Here is a 14,493-nt window from a genome sequence, read left to right as displayed (position 1 = left end):
CCCCACCCATATAACAGATTGATCTAAAACTCCTGCAAACCTCCTCGGTCAGTTCCTTAAGGCGCCTGCTTCCTGGCGCCGCCTCCCCAACGGAAAAACCGGTAAGGACTTATGTGCGGATTAGCAGGAGAGTTACGTTTTACCCCCATCGACCAAGCCCCACGCCCGGCCGACCTGGCCGCAGTGGAGCGCATCACCCACCACCTGGCGCCTCGCGGCCCGGACGCCTGGGGCTTTCATAGCCAAGGCCCGATCGCCCTCGGCCACCGCCGGCTGAAAATCATGGATTTGTCCGACGGCTCGGCGCAGCCGATGGTCGACAACACCCTGGGTCTGTCGCTGGCCTTCAACGGCGCCATCTACAACTTCCCCGAGCTGCGCCAGGAGCTGCAGGACCTGGGCTACACCTTCTGGTCCGACGGCGACACCGAAGTGCTGCTCAAGGGCTACCACGCCTGGGGCGCAGCCCTGCTGCCCAAGCTCAACGGCATGTTCGCCCTGGCCATCTGGGAGCGTGACAACCAACGCCTGTTCCTGGCCCGCGACCGCCTCGGCGTCAAACCCCTCTACCTGTCGCGCAACGGCGAGCGCCTGCGTTTCGCCTCGACGCTGCCTGCACTGCTGAAGGGCGGCGACATCGACCCGGTCATCGACCCGGTGGCGCTCAACCACTACCTCAACTTCCACGCCGTGGTGCCGGCGCCGCGCACCTTGCTGGCCAATGTGCAAAAGCTCGAGCCCGGCACCTGGATGCGCGTCGACCGCCACGGCGAAGTCGAACGCCAGACCTGGTGGCAACTGCAATACGGCGCCCACCCCGACGAGCGTGAGCTCGACCTGGAAGGCTGGACCACCCGCGTACTCGACGCCACGCGTGATGCCGTGGCGATCCGCCAGCGCGCTGCGGTGGATGTCGGGGTGCTGCTGTCCGGCGGTGTCGACTCCAGCTTGCTGGTCGGCCTGCTGCGCGAGGCCGGCGTCGACGACCTGTCGACCTTCTCCATCGGCTTCGAAGATGCCGGCGGCGAACGCGGCGACGAGTTCCAGTATTCCGACCTGATCGCCCGCCACTACGGCACCCGCCACCACCAGTTGCGCATCGCCGAACACGAGATCATCGACCAGTTGCCCGCCGCGTTCCGCGCCATGAGCGAGCCGATGGTCAGCCATGACTGCATCGCCTTCTACCTGCTGTCGCGGGAAGTGGCCAAGCACTGCAAGGGCGTGCAAAGTGGCCAGGGCGCGGACGAGCTGTTCGCCGGCTACCACTGGTACCCACAGGTCGACGGCGCCGAGGATGCCTTCGGCGCCTACCGCGATGCGTTCTTCGACCGCAGCCACGCCGAGTACCGTGACACCGTGCAAGCGCCCTGGCTGCTGGAAAGCGACGCCGCCGGCGATTTTGTCCGCGAGCACTTCGCCCGCCCCGGCGCCCGCGACCCGGTCGACAAGGCCCTGCGCCTGGACAGCACGGTGATGCTGGTCGATGACCCGGTCAAACGGGTCGACAACATGACCATGGCCTGGGGCCTGGAAGCCCGTACGCCGTTCCTCGACTACCGCCTGGTGGAACTGTCGGCACGCATCCCGGCGCGCTTCAAGCTGCCCGATGGCGGCAAGCAGGTGCTCAAACAGGCCGCCCGACGGGTGATCCCGCATGAGGTGATCGACCGCAAGAAGGGTTACTTCCCGGTCCCTGGCCTCAAGCACCTGGAAGGCGCAACGCTGGGTTGGGTGCGCGAGCTGCTGACCGACCCCAGCCAGGACCGTGGGCTGTTCAACCCGGCCATGCTCGACCGCCTGCTGAGCAACCCACACGGCCAGTTGACCCCTTTGCGTGGCTCCAAGCTGTGGCAGCTGGCAGCGCTCAACCTGTGGCTGAGCGAACAAGGAATCTGACCGATGAAAGCCCACGAAATCGCCTACGGCCAGCGCCTGCTGCGCGGCCAGGCACCGTCCTACGAGCGCTTGCAGGCGCGCCTGGCCGGCGATGGCAGCGAGCCCCACGACCAGCCACGTGCCTTGCACTGCGGCTGGGGCCGGCTGCTGATCGGCCACACCTACCCGGACCCGGCCAGCCTGGCCGAGGCGCTGCAGGCAGAGCGCCCCGGCGAGCGCGACATCGCCCTGTACGTGGCGGCGCCGCAGCAGCTGCTGGCCCAGGCGCCACAACAGCTGTTTCTCGACCCGTCCGACACCCTGCGCCTGTGGTTCACCGATTACCGCCAGGCGCAACGGGTGTTCCGCGGCTTTCGCATCCGCCGGGCGCAGAGTGACGCCGACTGGCAGGCGATCAACGGCCTGTACCAGGCCCGTGGCATGCTGCCGGTGCAGCCCGAACTGCTGACCCCACGCCACCTCGGCGGGCCGGTGTATTGGCTGGCCGAAGACGAAGACACCCACGCGGTGATCGGCAGTGTCATGGGCCTTAACCACAGCAAGGCCTTTGACGACCCCGAGCACGGCAGCAGCCTGTGGTGCCTGGCCGTCGACCCGCATTGCACCCGCCCTGGCGTAGGTGAGGTGCTGGTGCGTCACCTGATCGAGCACTTCATGAGCCGAGGCCTGGCCTACCTGGACCTGTCGGTGCTGCATGACAACCGCCAGGCCAAGCGCCTGTACGACAAGCTCGGCTTTCGCAACCTGCCGACCTTCGCGGTCAAGCGCAAGAACGGCATCAACCAGCAATTGTTCCTCGGCCCAGGCCCTGAAGCCGGGCTCAACCCCTATGCGCGGATCATCGTCGACGAGGCCTATCGGCGTGGCATCGAAGTGCAGGTGGACGATGCCGCAGGCGGGCTGTTCACCCTCAGCCTCGGCGGGCGCCGGGTGCGTTGCCGCGAATCGCTGAGCGACCTGACCAGCGCGGTCAGCATGACCCTCTGCCAAGACAAACGGCTGACCCAGCAGACCCTGCACAACGCCGGCCTGCACGTGCCGGTGCAGCAACTGGCCGGCAATGCCGACGACAACCTGGCGTTTCTCGACGAGCACGGCGCCGTGGTGGTCAAGCCGGTGGATGGCGAGCAAGGCCAGGGCGTGGCGGTCAACCTGACCACCTATGACGATGTCAGCCAGGCCATCGAACACGCCCGGCGTTTCGACAGCCGTGTGCTGCTGGAAAGCTTCCACCCCGGCCAGGACCTGCGCATCCTGGTGATCGGCCATGAAGTGGTAGCGGCCGCCATCCGCCACCCGGCCCAGGTCATCGGTGACGGCAAGCACAGCATCAAGGCGCTGATCGAAGCCCAGAGCCGTCGCCGGCAAGCCGCGACCGGTGGCGAAAGCCGCATACCGCTGGACGATGAGACCCAACGCAGCGTGCGTGCCGCCGGCCTCGACTACGGCAGCGTGCTGCCTGCCGGCCAGCGCCTGGCCGTGCGCCGCACCGCCAACCTGCACACCGGCGGCACACTGGAGGACGTGACCGAGCGCTTGCACCCGGTGCTGGCGGATGCCGCCGTGCGGGCCGCACGGGCGCTGGATATTCCAGTGGTGGGCATGGACCTGATGGTGCGTGATGCCGAACACCCGGATTACGTGATCATCGAAGCCAACGAGCGGGCCGGGTTGGCCAACCATGAACCGCAGCCAACAGCCGAGCGCTTTGTCGACCTGCTGTTCCCGCATAGCCGGGCTTTGGCGTGAATCAATGACGGCCTCTTCGCGGGGCAAGCCCGCGCCCACAGGTTATCGCTGCGGTGAGCCTGCGAAGAGGCCGGTAAGGAGTGCATATGTCTGAACATCACCACCCCGAACCCGATCTGGACTACCTCAAACGCGTCCTGCTGGAGATGCTCGCCATCCCCAGCCCCACCGGCTTCACCGACACCATCGTGCGCTACGTGGCCGAACGCCTGGACGAACTGGGCATCCCCTTCGAGCTGACCCGCCGTGGCACCATCCGCGCCACCCTGAAGGGCCGGCAAAGCTCGCCCGATCGCGCCGTCTCCGCTCACCTGGACACCATCGGTGCCAGCGTGCGGCAGGTGCAGGATAACGGCCGCCTGGCCCTGGCCCCGGTAGGCTGCTGGTCGAGCCGTTTTGCCGAGGGCAGCCGGGTCAGTGTGTTCACCGACACCGGCGTGTTCCGCGGCAGCGTATTGCCGCTGATGGCCAGCGGGCATGCCTTCAACACCGCCATCGACCAGATGCCCGTGAGCTGGGACCACGTCGAAGTGCGCCTGGACGCCTATTGCGCCACCCGCGCCGACTGCGAAGCCCTGGGGGTATCGATTGGCGACTTCGTGGCGTTCGACCCATTGCCCGAGTTCACCGACAGCGGCCACATCAGTGCCCGCCACCTGGACGACAAGGCCGGGGTAGCCGCCTTGCTGGCGGCGCTCAAGGCGGTGGTGGAAAGTGGCCAGCAGCCGCTGATCGACTGCCACCCGCTGTTCACCATCACCGAAGAAACCGGCTCTGGCGCGGCAGGCGCCCTGCCCTGGGACGTCAGCGAATTCGTCGGTATCGACATTGCCCCGGTAGCGCCAGGGCAGGCCTCCAGCGAGCATGCGGTGAGCGTGGCCATGCAGGACTCTTCGGGGCCTTACGACTACCACCTGTCGCGCCACCTGCTGAAACTGGCGGGCGACCATGAACTGCCGGTAAGGCGCGACCTGTTCCGTTACTACTTCAGCGATGCCCACTCGGCAGTGACGGCGGGGCATGACATCCGTACCGCGCTGGTGGCCTTCGGTTGCGATGCCACCCACGGTTACGAACGCACCCATATCGACAGCCTGGCGGCGCTCAGCCGGTTGTTGTCAGCGTACCTGCTGAGCCCACCAGTATTCGCCAGCGACTCGCAGCCGGCCAATGCCTCGCTCGAACGCTTCAGCCATCAGTTGGAGCACGATGCGCAAATGGAGAGCGATACCCGGGTGCCGGCGGTGGACAGCCTGGTTGGTAATAAAGGCTGAGCCCCCTGGGGCCGCACAGCGGCCCCAAACCCTCGAACTTTTCGCGTAGCATGCCCACACACTTAATTCCCCAGAATCGCCCCTGCCCATGCTGATCCCCTACGACCAACTGCAAGCCGAAACCCTGACCCTGCTGATCGAGGACTTCGTCACCCGCGATGGCACCGACAATGGCGACGATACCCCCCTGGAAACCCGCGTGCTGCGCGTGCGCCAGGCGTTGGCCAAGGGCCAGGCGTTCATCCTGTTCGACCCGGAAAGCCAGCAATGCCAGTTACTGGCCAAACACGATGTGCCACGCGAACTGCTGGACTGACCCCTTCAGGCAATATGCTGCTTGCGCGCCTCAGCCTCCTTGATGCGCTTGTACACCTCGGCGCGGTGCACCGGCACCTCGCGCGGCGCACTGATCCCGAAGCGCACCATCCCGTCTCGCGTCTCCACCACCATGATGCGGATGTCATCGCCGATGGTGATGACCTCGCCCACTTCGCGCCCTATTACCAGCATGATCCGATCCTCCTGCGACAGGGAAAACCGGAGCCTGCCTCGGGTACAGATGGCTACACAATGGTTCCATGGCAATTCAGAACAGACCTACATTCATAGGTAAATCCCCCTACAGACGGATCATCGCGTCGGGGCTTTGGCGCGCATTTTCACCGCTATTTCGGCCATCTCGTCATACAGTCGCGCGGGCGCCTCGCACTTGAGCTGCCAGGCCTGACGCCCAGCCTCGTGCGGCAGGATCAGGAACTCGCCGGCGGCCACTTGCCGGTGAATGTACGCGGCAATATCGACCGCGCTGATCGGTGAGCCCTCCAGCAGCTTTCCGACCTGGGCCTTCATGGCCGGGTTCGGGCCACGGAACGAATCGAGCAGGTTGGTCTGGAAGAACGACGGGCACACCACGTGCACCGCCACCTGCAACTGGCGCAACTCGACCAGCAGGCTTTCCGACAGCGCCAGCACGCCAGCCTTGGCCACGTTGTAGTTGCTCATGCCCGGGCCCTGCATCAGCGCGGCCATCGAGGCGATGTTGATGATTCGGCCCTTGCTGCGCTCCAGCAACGGCAGGAATGCCTTGCAGCCCTTGACCACGCCCATCAGGTTGACCGCGATCTGCCAGTCCCAGTCCTCCAGCGACAGCTCCGCGAAAAAGCCGCCCGAGGCGACGCCGGCATTGTTGACGATCACATCGATGCCGCCAAAGCGCTCTTCGCATGCCTGGGCCAGGGCGGTGAGCTGACTGTAGTCGCGCACATCACAGCGCTGCACGAAGCCCTCGCCACCGGCCTCACGGGCCAGCTCCAGTGTCTCGCGCAGCCCTGCCTCATTGACGTCGGCCAACGCCAGGCGCCAGCCCTCGTGTGCCCAGCGCAGGGCGATCTCGCGGCCCAGGCCGGACCCGGCGCCGGTGATCATGATGCGGTTTTGCATGGTGGCAGGCCTTGTTCTGATGGGTTGTCAGGCGAGTCTACTCAAGGCATTGGCATCAGGCAGGATCCATCAAGGTAGTGAATGGGCGGGCATGACCAAGCGGTCAGTGCCGAGCAAATGGAATCTTTCACAAGCGGCACCGGTCCGAATTAACAAGAGGCCAGCAGTCCGAGGCCCTTGACCCCTAACCACGCAAGGACTCCGCCATGACCACGATCCTCATCATCATCCTGATCCTGCTGCTGATCGGTGGCTTACCCGTCTTCCCACACTCACGCAGCTGGGGCTACGGCCCATCCGGCATCGTCGGCGTAGTGCTGGTGATTCTGCTGGTGCTGTTGTTGTTAGGCATGATCTAGCCGGCCATGAATGAAAAAACCGCGATACGGGCATCACCCGTATCGCGGTTTTTTATGACCTCAACGATCAGTGCGAGACAGCACCGGAGGCGCCCAGGCCAGTCTGCGAACGCACGAACTGCGGGAAGAACAGCGCACGTTCGTTTTCAGCTGCCTTGGACTTGTCGGTGACCGAGAAGAACCAGATACCAACGAAGGCAATCAGCATCGAGAACAGCGCCGGGTACTCGTACGGGTAGATCGCCTTCTCGTGGCCGAGGATCTGCACCCAGATGGTCGGGCCGAGCACCATCAGGCCCACTGCACTCACCAGGCCCAGCCAGCCACCGATCATGGCGCCGCGGGTGGTCAGTTTCTTCCAGTACATCGAAAGCAGCAGTACCGGGAAGTTGCAGCTGGCGGCAATCGAGAACGCCAGGCCGACCATGAAGGCGATGTTCTGCTTCTCGAACAGGATACCCAGGCCGATCGCCAGCACGCCCAGGGCGATGGTGGTGATCTTCGACACGCGGATCTCGTCCTTGTCGTTGGCCTTGCCCTTGCGCCATACGCTGGCGTACAGGTCATGGGACACCGCCGAGGCACCGGCCAGGGTCAGGCCCGCTACCACCGCCAGGATGGTGGCAAAGGCCACCGCCGAGATGAAGCCGAGGAACACGCTGCCACCCACGGCATTGGCCAGGTGCACCGCTGCCATGTTGTTGCCACCCAGCAGGGCGCCTGCGGCGTCCTTGAAGTCCGGGTTGGTGCTGACCAGCAAGATCGCGCCGAAGCCGATGATGAAGGTGAGGATGTAGAAGTAGCCGATGAAGCCTGTGGCGTAGAGCACGCTCTTGCGCGCTTCCTTGGCGTCGCTGACGGTGAAGAAGCGCATCAGGATATGCGGCAGGCCGGCGGTACCGAACATCAGCGCAAGGCCCAGGGAGAACGCCGAGATCGGGTCCTTGACCAGGCCGCCAGGGCTCATGATCGCCTCACCTTTGGCGTGCACCTTGATCGCTTCGGAGAACAGGGTGTTGAAGTCGAAGTTGACATGCTTCATCACCATCAGCGCCATGAAGCTGGCACCGGACAGCAGCAGCACGGCCTTGATGATCTGTACCCAGGTGGTGGCCAGCATGCCGCCAAACAGCACGTACAGGCACATCAGGATACCAACCAGGATCACCGCCACGTGGTAGTCGAGGCCGAACAGCAGCTCGATCAGCTTGCCGGCGCCGACCATCTGCGCGATCAGGTAGAACGCCACCACCACCAGCGAGCCGGAGGCCGACAAGGTACGGATTTCCTTCTGCCCGAGGCGGTACGAGGCCACGTCGGCGAAGGTGTACTTGCCCAAGTTGCGCAGGCGTTCGGCGATCAGGAAGAGGATGATCGGCCAGCCGACCAGGAAGCCGATCGAGTAGATCAGGCCGTCGTAGCCAGAAGTGAACACCAGGGCGGAAATACCCAGGAACGAGGCCGCCGACATGTAGTCACCGGCAATTGCCAGGCCGTTCTGGAAACCGGTGATCTTGCCACCGGCAGCATAGTAGTCCGCCGCCGACTTGTTGCGCTTGGAGGCCCAGTAGGTGATGCCAAGGGTAAAGGCGACGAAGGCCACGAACATGGCGATCGCGGAAACGTTCAGCGGCTGTTTCTGCACCTCGCCGGTCAGGGCATCGGCGGCCCACACGGCGGGTGCGAAAACGCCGCAGGCCAGAACGGCCAGGGCTTTGGCGTGGCGAATCATTGTTGCGCCTCCTTCAGGATAGCCTTGTTCAGCTCATCGAACTCGCCGTTGGCGCGGCGTACGTAGATGGCGGTCAGCACGAATGCCGAAAGGATCAGGCCGACGCCCAGGGGAATGCCCCAGGTAATCGACGACTCAGGGCTGAGCTTGGCGCCCAGAATCTGAGGACCATAGGCGATCAGGAGGATGAAGGCGCAGTAGAGACCGAGCATGATCGCCGAGAGAATCCAGGCGAACCGTTCGCGTTTGGTGACCAGCTCCTTGAAGCGCGGGCTGTTTTGTATCGAGAGGTAAATGCTGTCGTTCATTGTTTTTGTCCTAGCAGCACAGATCAGGGAGAACCCACCTTCACTTTATGCTGCCGTTGGACGCCAACCAGACGACCTTAGTCTTAGATGCAACAGTGTTTTACCGATTGCGTAACAAAGAGCTGAATGGGTTGGGACTGAAAGGTGCTTGCCTTGGGTCGCGCAGTGGCGCGTAAATCGAACGCCGCCCACGCGGCGCTCGATTTCAAAGGCGCTCCACGAACAACGGCAAGCGCTTGGCAAATTACTTACCGGTCCACTCCTTGACCCGATCCGGGTGCTTGGCCACCCAATCCTTGGCTGCCGCTTCAGGCTTGGCACCTTCCTGAATCGCCAGCATTACCTCGCCGATCTCGTCCTTGGACTGCCAGCTGAACTTCTTGAGGAACTCGGCCACTTCCGGCGCCTTGGTCGCCAGCTCTTTGCTACCGATGCTATTGACGGTTTCAGCAGCGCCATAAACGCCCTTCGGGTCTTCCAGGAACTTGAGCTTCCACTTGGCGAACATCCAGTGCGGCACCCAGCCGGTCACTGCAATCGACTGCTGCTTGGAGTAGGCACGGCCCAGTTCAGCCGTCATCGCTGCGCCAGAGCTTGCCTGCAGCTTGTAACCCGTCAGGTCGTAGTCCTTGATGGCCTGGTCGGTCTTGATCATCACGCCGGACCCGGCGTCGATGCCGACAATCTTCTGCTTGAAGCTTTCGTCGGTCTTGAGGTCGGCGATACTCTTCGCCTTCACGTACTCAGGGACGATCAGGCCGATCTTGGCATCCTTGAAGTTGGGGCCGTAGTCGACCACGTTGTCCTTGTTCTTGGTCCAATACTCGCCGTGGGTCACCGGCAGCCAGGCCGACAACATCGCATCGAGCTTGCCGGTCGCCACGCCCTGCCACATGATGCCCGTGGCCACGGCCTGCAACTTCACGTCGTAGCCGAGTTGCTGCTTGATCACTACGGCGGCCACGTTGGTGGTCGCCACGCTGTCGGCCCAACCATCCACGTAACCGATGCTTACCTCTTTAGCCATTGCCTGCGCAGCGCTCATGGCCAATACCAGGGCGGTGCCCGCCCCCAGGAAACGTCGCACTGTCTTCAAAGTAGCCATCAAAAGCATCCCCTCGTCAGGTCTCGGAGATTGCATCATCTTCCTGCAACAAAGAGCAACCTGCTCCGTGAACGACATCCAACCGCCCCATATGCGACAGCACTATGCCATTAGCGCCATAGACTCACGCCAGCCTGCGCGATCCTTGCATGCCAAAGGTTTGGCGCCGGGCTACTATCTACCCTTTTGCGCCTGACGATGGACCGCCCGATGCCTAGCCCTACCCGCCTGCACCTGCCGCTCTACCTGTTTGCCTGCCTGCTTGCCCTGATCGGGCTGGGGGCGCTCTGGTACGGGCTTGGCAAGCCGGTACAGCTGCCCGATGCGGCCAGCCCCACGCATAAACTGCAGTGTGCTTCGTACACACCGTTCGACAAGGATCAGTCGCCCTTCGACCAGCCGTTTCGCCTGCGCCCGGCGCGCATGGACGCCGACCTGGCCTTGCTGGCCGAACGTTTCCAGTGCATCCGCACGTACTCGATGACCGGCCTTGAGGCAATCCCGCTGCTGGCGCGCAAACATGGCCTGAAGGTGATGCTCGGCGCCTGGGTCAACGCCAACCCGGTGGACACCGAAAAGGAAGTGGACCTGCTGATCGCCACGGCCAACGCCTACCCCGACGTGGTCAGCGCGGTGATCGTCGGCAACGAGGCGCTGTTGCGCAAGGAGGTCACCGGCGCGCGCCTGGCCGAATTGATCGGCAAAGTGAAGCGCCAGGTCACGGTACCGGTGACCTATGCCGACGTCTGGGAGTTCTGGCTACAGCATCCGCAGGTAGCCCCCGCCGTGGACTTTCTGACCATTCACCTGCTGCCCTACTGGGAAGACGACCCGCGCGGCATCGACGATGCCCTGGCCCATGTCGCCGACGTGCGCCGTGTATTCGGTACGCGTTTTGCGCCCAAGGGCATCCTGATTGGCGAGACCGGCTGGCCCAGTGAAGGCCGCCAGCGCGAAACCGCAGTGCCCAGCCGGGTCAACGAGGCGCGCTTCATCCGCGGCTTCGTCAGCCTGGCCGAACAGCATGGCTGGCAGTACAACCTGATCGAGGCCTTCGACCAACCGTGGAAGCGCGCCAGCGAAGGCGCCGTGGGCGGCTATTGGGGGCTTTACGATGCCGACCGGCAGGACAAAGGCGTGCTCGAAGGGCCGGTCAGCAACCTGCCCTACTGGCCGCAGTGGCTGGCGGCCAGTGCGCTGTTGATGCTGGCCGTGCTGCTGCTGGCCGGGCGCCCCGCGACAACCGCCGGGGCCGTGCTGTTGCCGTTGTTGGCAGCGTTTGGCGCGGGCTGCCTGGGGTTGTGGGGCGAGCTGATGCGCAGCCATGCGCGCTTTGCCGGGGAATGGCTGTGGGCCGCGCTGCTGGTGGGGCTCAACCTGCTGGTGCTGGCCCATGCGGCATTGGCGTTGGTGCGTGCTGAAGGGTGGCGTGCGCGCCTGTTCGCCTGGTTCGAGGCCCGTGCGGGCTGGCTGTTGCTCGCTGCAGGCTTTGCGGCGGCGGTGAGCATGCTGGCGCTGGTGTTCGACCCGCGTTATCGCAGCTTCCCCAGCGCTGCTTTGGCATTGCCGGCGGTGGTTTACCTGCTGCGGCCGGTGCTGGCGCGGCGGGCCGAGGCCGCGTTGCTGGCATTTATCGTGGGCTCGGGGGTGGCGCCGCAGTTATACCTCGAAGGCCTGCAGAACCAGCAGGCCTGGGGCTGGGCGGTAGTGAGCGTGCTGATGACAGCGGCCTTGTGGCGCAGTTTGCGACTGCGCAGGGCCGAGTGACCATAACGCCCCGTCAGCGGGGTTGCCGCACCAGCCGCAACCCCGCCAGCACCACGGCAAACACCGCAATGCTCGCGGTATACAGCACCAGCGCCGGGATCGCGAACACCAGCGCAGCGCCTGCCAGCCACCTGCCGGCCCGCCCGGCGACCCCCTGTGCGATCAGCGCCAGGCCGAGCCCACTCCAGGCGATTACCTGAAAATGGATGCCCAGCCCCAGCAGCGAACGCACCTGGCACTGCCAGAACGCACCGGGCGCGGCACACAGCCCCACCCACTGCGCATCTTCCATCAGCCCATAACGTACGCCATAGCTGGCGGCCAGCCACAACGGCAGGAACAACAGCAGGGCAACGATCGGCAACGAACGAGACATCCAGTTCTCCAATAGCGGTAATCGAAATCGTGCATGATCGCCCAAGCCCTGTTGTAAGGCAAAATCACCATCCTGCAGCTATGTTGCAGATAACGAGCACACCAAAGGCCACCGCACTTGGCAACTTTGCCCATACCGCCGTGGTCCTAGCCTGCACATTGCACCACCTTGCGTCTTTTTGGGGGATTACATGCTTCGAACTTTGCGCCTCGCTGCCTTGCTCGGCGGCCTGCTCATGGCTGCGGCCGCTTCGGCGCGGGACATCGACGCCGCGAGCTATGGCTACCCCTTGACCAACCCGTTCGAGGCAACCATCGCCACCACGCCGCCCGAGCAACGCCCGACCTTGCCCAGCGACGATGAAATCGACCAGGCCGACTACAGCCTCAACCTGCGCCCCGAGCGTGAGTTCACCTTGCCCGACAACTTCTGGTCGGTGAAAAAACTCAAGTACCGCCTGGCCCGTCAAGACCGCGAAGCACCGCTGATCTTCGTCATCGCCGGCACCGGTGCGCCCTATTCGAGCAGCATCAACGAATACCTGAAAAAACTGTTCTACCAGGCCGGCTTCCACGTGGTGCAACTGTCCTCGCCCACCAGCTACGACTTCATGAGTGCGGCCTCGCGCTTCGCCACCCCCGGTATCAGCCAGGAAGACGCCGAAGACATGTACCGGGTCATGCAGGCCGTGCGGGCCCAGCATCCGCGCCTGCCGGTCAGCGACTTCTACCTCACCGGCTACAGCCTCGGTGCCCTGGACGCGGCGTTCGTCAGCCACCTGGACGAAACCCGGCGCAGCTTCAACTTCAAGCGCGTGCTGCTGCTAAACCCGCCGGTCAACCTGTACACCTCGATCAACAACCTCGACAAACTGGTACAGACCCAGGTCAAGGGCATCGACCGCAGCACCACCTTCTACGAACTGATGCTGACCAAGCTGACCCGTTACTTCCAGGACAAAGGCTACATCGACCTAAACGAGGCCCTGCTGTACGACTTCCAGCAGTCACGCCAGCACCTGTCCAACGAGCAGATGGCGATGCTGATCGGCACTTCGTTCCGTTTTTCGGCAGCGGACATCGCCTTTACCTCCGACCTGATCAACCGCCGCGGCCTGATCATTCCGCCGAAGTTTCCGATCACCGAGGGCAGTAGCCTTACGCCGTTCTTCAAACGTGCCCTGCAGTGCGATTTCGACTGCTACATGACCGAGCAGGTGATCCCCATGTGGCGCGCCCGCACCGACGGCAACAGCATCCTGCAACTGGTCAACCAGGTCAGCCTGTACGCGCTGGAAGACTACTTGCGCGACAGCCCGAAGATTGCCGTGATGCACAACGCCGACGACGTCATCCTCGGCCCCGGCGATATCGGCTTCTTGCGCAAGGTGTTCGGCGACCGCCTGACCCTTTACCCCCATGGCGGCCATTGCGGCAACCTCAACTACCGCGTCAACAGCGACGCCATGCTGGAGTTCTTCCGTGGTTAACAAACTCCTCTTCGCCACTGCCCTGCTTGTCGCCGGCAACGCCCTGGCCGCAGAGACCGCACCGCGGGCCAGCGTGATCGAGGCCGACCCGCAGATTACCGGCGCCTCGCTGGCACCTGAATCCGATGGTTTTATCGACCCGCTGCGCGAGCTCAAATTCAACCCCGGGCTCGACCAGCGCGAGTTCGAGCGCTCCACGCTGGAGGCGCTGAACGTCTACGACCCGCTGGAGTCGATGAACCGGCGCATCTACCACTTCAACTACCGCCTCGACCAATGGGTGCTGCTGCCGGTGGTGAGCGGCTATCAGTACGTCACCCCGCGCTTCGTGCGCACCGGGGTGAGCAACTTCTTCAACAACCTGGGCGACGTGCCGAACCTGTTCAACAGCGTGCTGCAACTCAAGGCCAAGCGTTCGGCCGAAATTACCGCACGGCTGATGTTCAACACCCTGATCGGGGTGGGTGGGCTGTGGGACCCGGCGACCAAGATGGGCTTGCCCCGCCAGAGTGAAGACTTCGGCCAGACCCTGGGCTTTTATGGCGTACCGGACGGGCCGTTCCTGATGCTGCCGGTGCTGGGCCCTTCGAACCTGCGCGATACCACCGGGCTGGTGGTGGACTATGCCGGCGAGCAGGCGGTGAATTACCTGAACGTGGCCGAGGCCAGCACCGACCACCCGGAAATCTTTGCCCTGCGCGTGGTGGACAAGCGTTACACCACCAACTTCCGCTACGGGCAGCTCAACTCGCCGTTCGAGTATGAGAAGGTTCGGTATGTGTATACCCAGGCGCGCAAGTTGCAGATTGCCGAGTAAGTAACTGCTGGCCTCTTCGCGGGGCAAGCCCCACAGGTATGTCACTGCCCTGAGAGCAGCGCTGTACCTGTGGGAGCGGGCTTGACCCGCGAAGAGGCCAGCACTGCCTCCATCAAATCCCCAAGCTTCTGTTGCTGGGCCTGGGTACGCGGCTGGCCTCGGCCGGGCTAATGGTCGT

General features: G+C 63.9%; 14 protein-coding genes. 8 read left to right on the top strand and 6 right to left on the bottom strand.

The features are described 5' to 3' along the window. Positions 1-111: 111 nt before the first annotated feature. The 4 genes from NP534_RS20760 (at position 112) to NP534_RS20745 (ending at position 5,238) form a co-directional block, all read left to right on the top strand. Positions 112-1,899, top strand: coding sequence for an N-acetylglutaminylglutamine amidotransferase (locus NP534_RS20760; protein WP_274099936.1), 1,788 nt, complete (start codon positions 112-114; stop codon positions 1,897-1,899). Between the two features lie 3 nt (positions 1,900-1,902). After that, positions 1,903-3,648, top strand: coding sequence for an N-acetylglutaminylglutamine synthetase (gene ngg / locus NP534_RS20755; RefSeq protein WP_274099935.1), 1,746 nt, complete (start codon positions 1,903-1,905; stop codon positions 3,646-3,648). Positions 3,649-3,734: 86 nt separating this feature from the next. Then, on the top strand, positions 3,735-4,922 hold the full coding sequence (locus NP534_RS20750; RefSeq protein ID WP_033700721.1) for an osmoprotectant NAGGN system M42 family peptidase: 1,188 nt from the start codon (positions 3,735-3,737) through the stop codon (positions 4,920-4,922). An 88-nt stretch (positions 4,923-5,010) separates the two neighbouring features. Next, positions 5,011-5,238, top strand: a complete 228-nt coding sequence (locus NP534_RS20745) for a YheU family protein (RefSeq protein ID WP_016501031.1) — start codon at positions 5,011-5,013, stop codon at positions 5,236-5,238. A gap of 5 nt (positions 5,239-5,243) precedes the next feature. On the opposite strand, the gene csrA is transcribed toward NP534_RS20745, so the two are convergent. Both csrA and NP534_RS20735 read right to left on the bottom strand, forming a co-directional pair. Next, positions 5,244-5,432, bottom strand: a complete 189-nt coding sequence (gene csrA / locus NP534_RS20740; RefSeq protein ID WP_274099934.1) for a carbon storage regulator CsrA — start codon at positions 5,430-5,432, stop codon at positions 5,244-5,246. Positions 5,433-5,552: 120 nt separating this feature from the next. Beyond that, positions 5,553-6,362 carry an SDR family oxidoreductase gene (locus NP534_RS20735; protein WP_274099933.1) on the bottom strand — a complete coding sequence of 270 codons (810 nt, stop codon included), beginning with the start codon at positions 6,360-6,362 and terminating at the stop codon, positions 5,553-5,555. A 206-nt stretch (positions 6,363-6,568) separates the two neighbouring features. Between NP534_RS20735 and NP534_RS20730 the strand changes: the two genes are divergently transcribed. After that, a complete protein-coding gene (locus NP534_RS20730) occupies positions 6,569-6,721 on the top strand; it encodes a DUF3309 family protein (protein WP_012271016.1) in 153 nt (50 codons plus the stop codon). A 67-nt stretch (positions 6,722-6,788) separates the two neighbouring features. Here the strand turns inward: NP534_RS20730 and NP534_RS20725 are convergent, their stop codons facing one another. The 3 genes from NP534_RS20725 to NP534_RS20715 all read right to left on the bottom strand — a co-directional run bounded on the left by NP534_RS20725 (position 6,789) and on the right by NP534_RS20715 (position 9,866). After that, positions 6,789-8,453: a cation acetate symporter gene (locus NP534_RS20725; RefSeq protein WP_033700724.1), complete on the bottom strand. Its 1,665-nt coding sequence runs from the start codon at positions 8,451-8,453 to the stop codon at positions 6,789-6,791. Next, positions 8,450-8,761: a DUF485 domain-containing protein gene (locus NP534_RS20720; protein ID WP_033700725.1), complete on the bottom strand. Its 312-nt coding sequence runs from the start codon at positions 8,759-8,761 to the stop codon at positions 8,450-8,452. Before NP534_RS20720 ends, NP534_RS20725 begins: the two co-directional genes overlap by 4 nt. Before the next feature lie 244 nt (positions 8,762-9,005). Next, the gene (locus NP534_RS20715; RefSeq protein WP_274099932.1) at positions 9,006-9,866 is read right to left on the bottom strand and encodes a glycine betaine ABC transporter substrate-binding protein; all 861 of its coding nucleotides are present in this window, start codon (positions 9,864-9,866) and stop codon (positions 9,006-9,008) included. Positions 9,867-10,064: 198 nt separating this feature from the next. Between NP534_RS20715 and NP534_RS20710 the strand changes: the two genes are divergently transcribed. Next, positions 10,065-11,633 (top strand): glycoside hydrolase family 17 protein, encoded by a 1,569-nt coding sequence (locus NP534_RS20710; protein ID WP_274099931.1) that lies wholly within the window; start codon positions 10,065-10,067, stop codon positions 11,631-11,633. Positions 11,634-11,646: 13 nt separating this feature from the next. On the opposite strand, the gene NP534_RS20705 is transcribed toward NP534_RS20710, so the two are convergent. Next, positions 11,647-12,009 (bottom strand): hypothetical protein, encoded by a 363-nt coding sequence (locus tag NP534_RS20705; RefSeq protein WP_274099930.1) that lies wholly within the window; start codon positions 12,007-12,009, stop codon positions 11,647-11,649. Between the two features lie 190 nt (positions 12,010-12,199). Here NP534_RS20705 and NP534_RS20700 point away from each other — a divergent pair, with 190 nt between their 5' ends. Together NP534_RS20700 and NP534_RS20695 are read left to right on the top strand one after the other, a co-directional pair. Then, positions 12,200-13,498, top strand: coding sequence for a serine/threonine protein kinase (locus tag NP534_RS20700; RefSeq protein ID WP_033700729.1), 1,299 nt, complete (start codon positions 12,200-12,202; stop codon positions 13,496-13,498). A 73-nt stretch (positions 13,499-13,571) separates the two neighbouring features. Further along, positions 13,572-14,315: an MlaA family lipoprotein gene (locus NP534_RS20695; protein ID WP_050506139.1), complete on the top strand. Its 744-nt coding sequence runs from the start codon at positions 13,572-13,574 to the stop codon at positions 14,313-14,315. Positions 14,316-14,493: the final 178 nt, after the last annotated feature.

The sequence above is a fragment of the Pseudomonas sp. 39004 genome (genome assembly GCF_028682155.1).
Classification (GTDB): domain Bacteria; phylum Pseudomonadota; class Gammaproteobacteria; order Pseudomonadales; family Pseudomonadaceae; genus Aquipseudomonas; species Aquipseudomonas capeferrum.
Note: the sequence above shows the minus strand (reverse complement) of the source record. Positions and strands in the feature narration are given on the sequence as shown.

Coding starts and splice junctions, on each gene's coding strand:
- NP534_RS20750 (WP_033700721.1), top strand. CDS start 3,735: ATGTCTGAACATCACCACCCCGAACCCGATCTGGACTACCTCAAACGC.
- NP534_RS20760 (WP_274099936.1), top strand. CDS start 112: ATGTGCGGATTAGCAGGAGAGTTACGTTTTACCCCCATCGACCAAGCC.
- NP534_RS20705 (WP_274099930.1), bottom strand. CDS start 12,009: ATGTCTCGTTCGTTGCCGATCGTTGCCCTGCTGTTGTTCCTGCCGTTG.
- NP534_RS20730 (WP_012271016.1), top strand. CDS start 6,569: ATGACCACGATCCTCATCATCATCCTGATCCTGCTGCTGATCGGTGGC.
- NP534_RS20720 (WP_033700725.1), bottom strand. CDS start 8,761: ATGAACGACAGCATTTACCTCTCGATACAAAACAGCCCGCGCTTCAAG.
- NP534_RS20715 (WP_274099932.1), bottom strand. CDS start 9,866: ATGGCTACTTTGAAGACAGTGCGACGTTTCCTGGGGGCGGGCACCGCC.
- NP534_RS20725 (WP_033700724.1), bottom strand. CDS start 8,453: ATGATTCGCCACGCCAAAGCCCTGGCCGTTCTGGCCTGCGGCGTTTTC.
- csrA (WP_274099934.1), bottom strand. CDS start 5,432: ATGCTGGTAATAGGGCGCGAAGTGGGCGAGGTCATCACCATCGGCGAT.
- NP534_RS20745 (WP_016501031.1), top strand. CDS start 5,011: ATGCTGATCCCCTACGACCAACTGCAAGCCGAAACCCTGACCCTGCTG.
- NP534_RS20710 (WP_274099931.1), top strand. CDS start 10,065: ATGGACCGCCCGATGCCTAGCCCTACCCGCCTGCACCTGCCGCTCTAC.
- NP534_RS20700 (WP_033700729.1), top strand. CDS start 12,200: ATGCTTCGAACTTTGCGCCTCGCTGCCTTGCTCGGCGGCCTGCTCATG.
- ngg (WP_274099935.1), top strand. CDS start 1,903: ATGAAAGCCCACGAAATCGCCTACGGCCAGCGCCTGCTGCGCGGCCAG.
- NP534_RS20735 (WP_274099933.1), bottom strand. CDS start 6,362: ATGCAAAACCGCATCATGATCACCGGCGCCGGGTCCGGCCTGGGCCGC.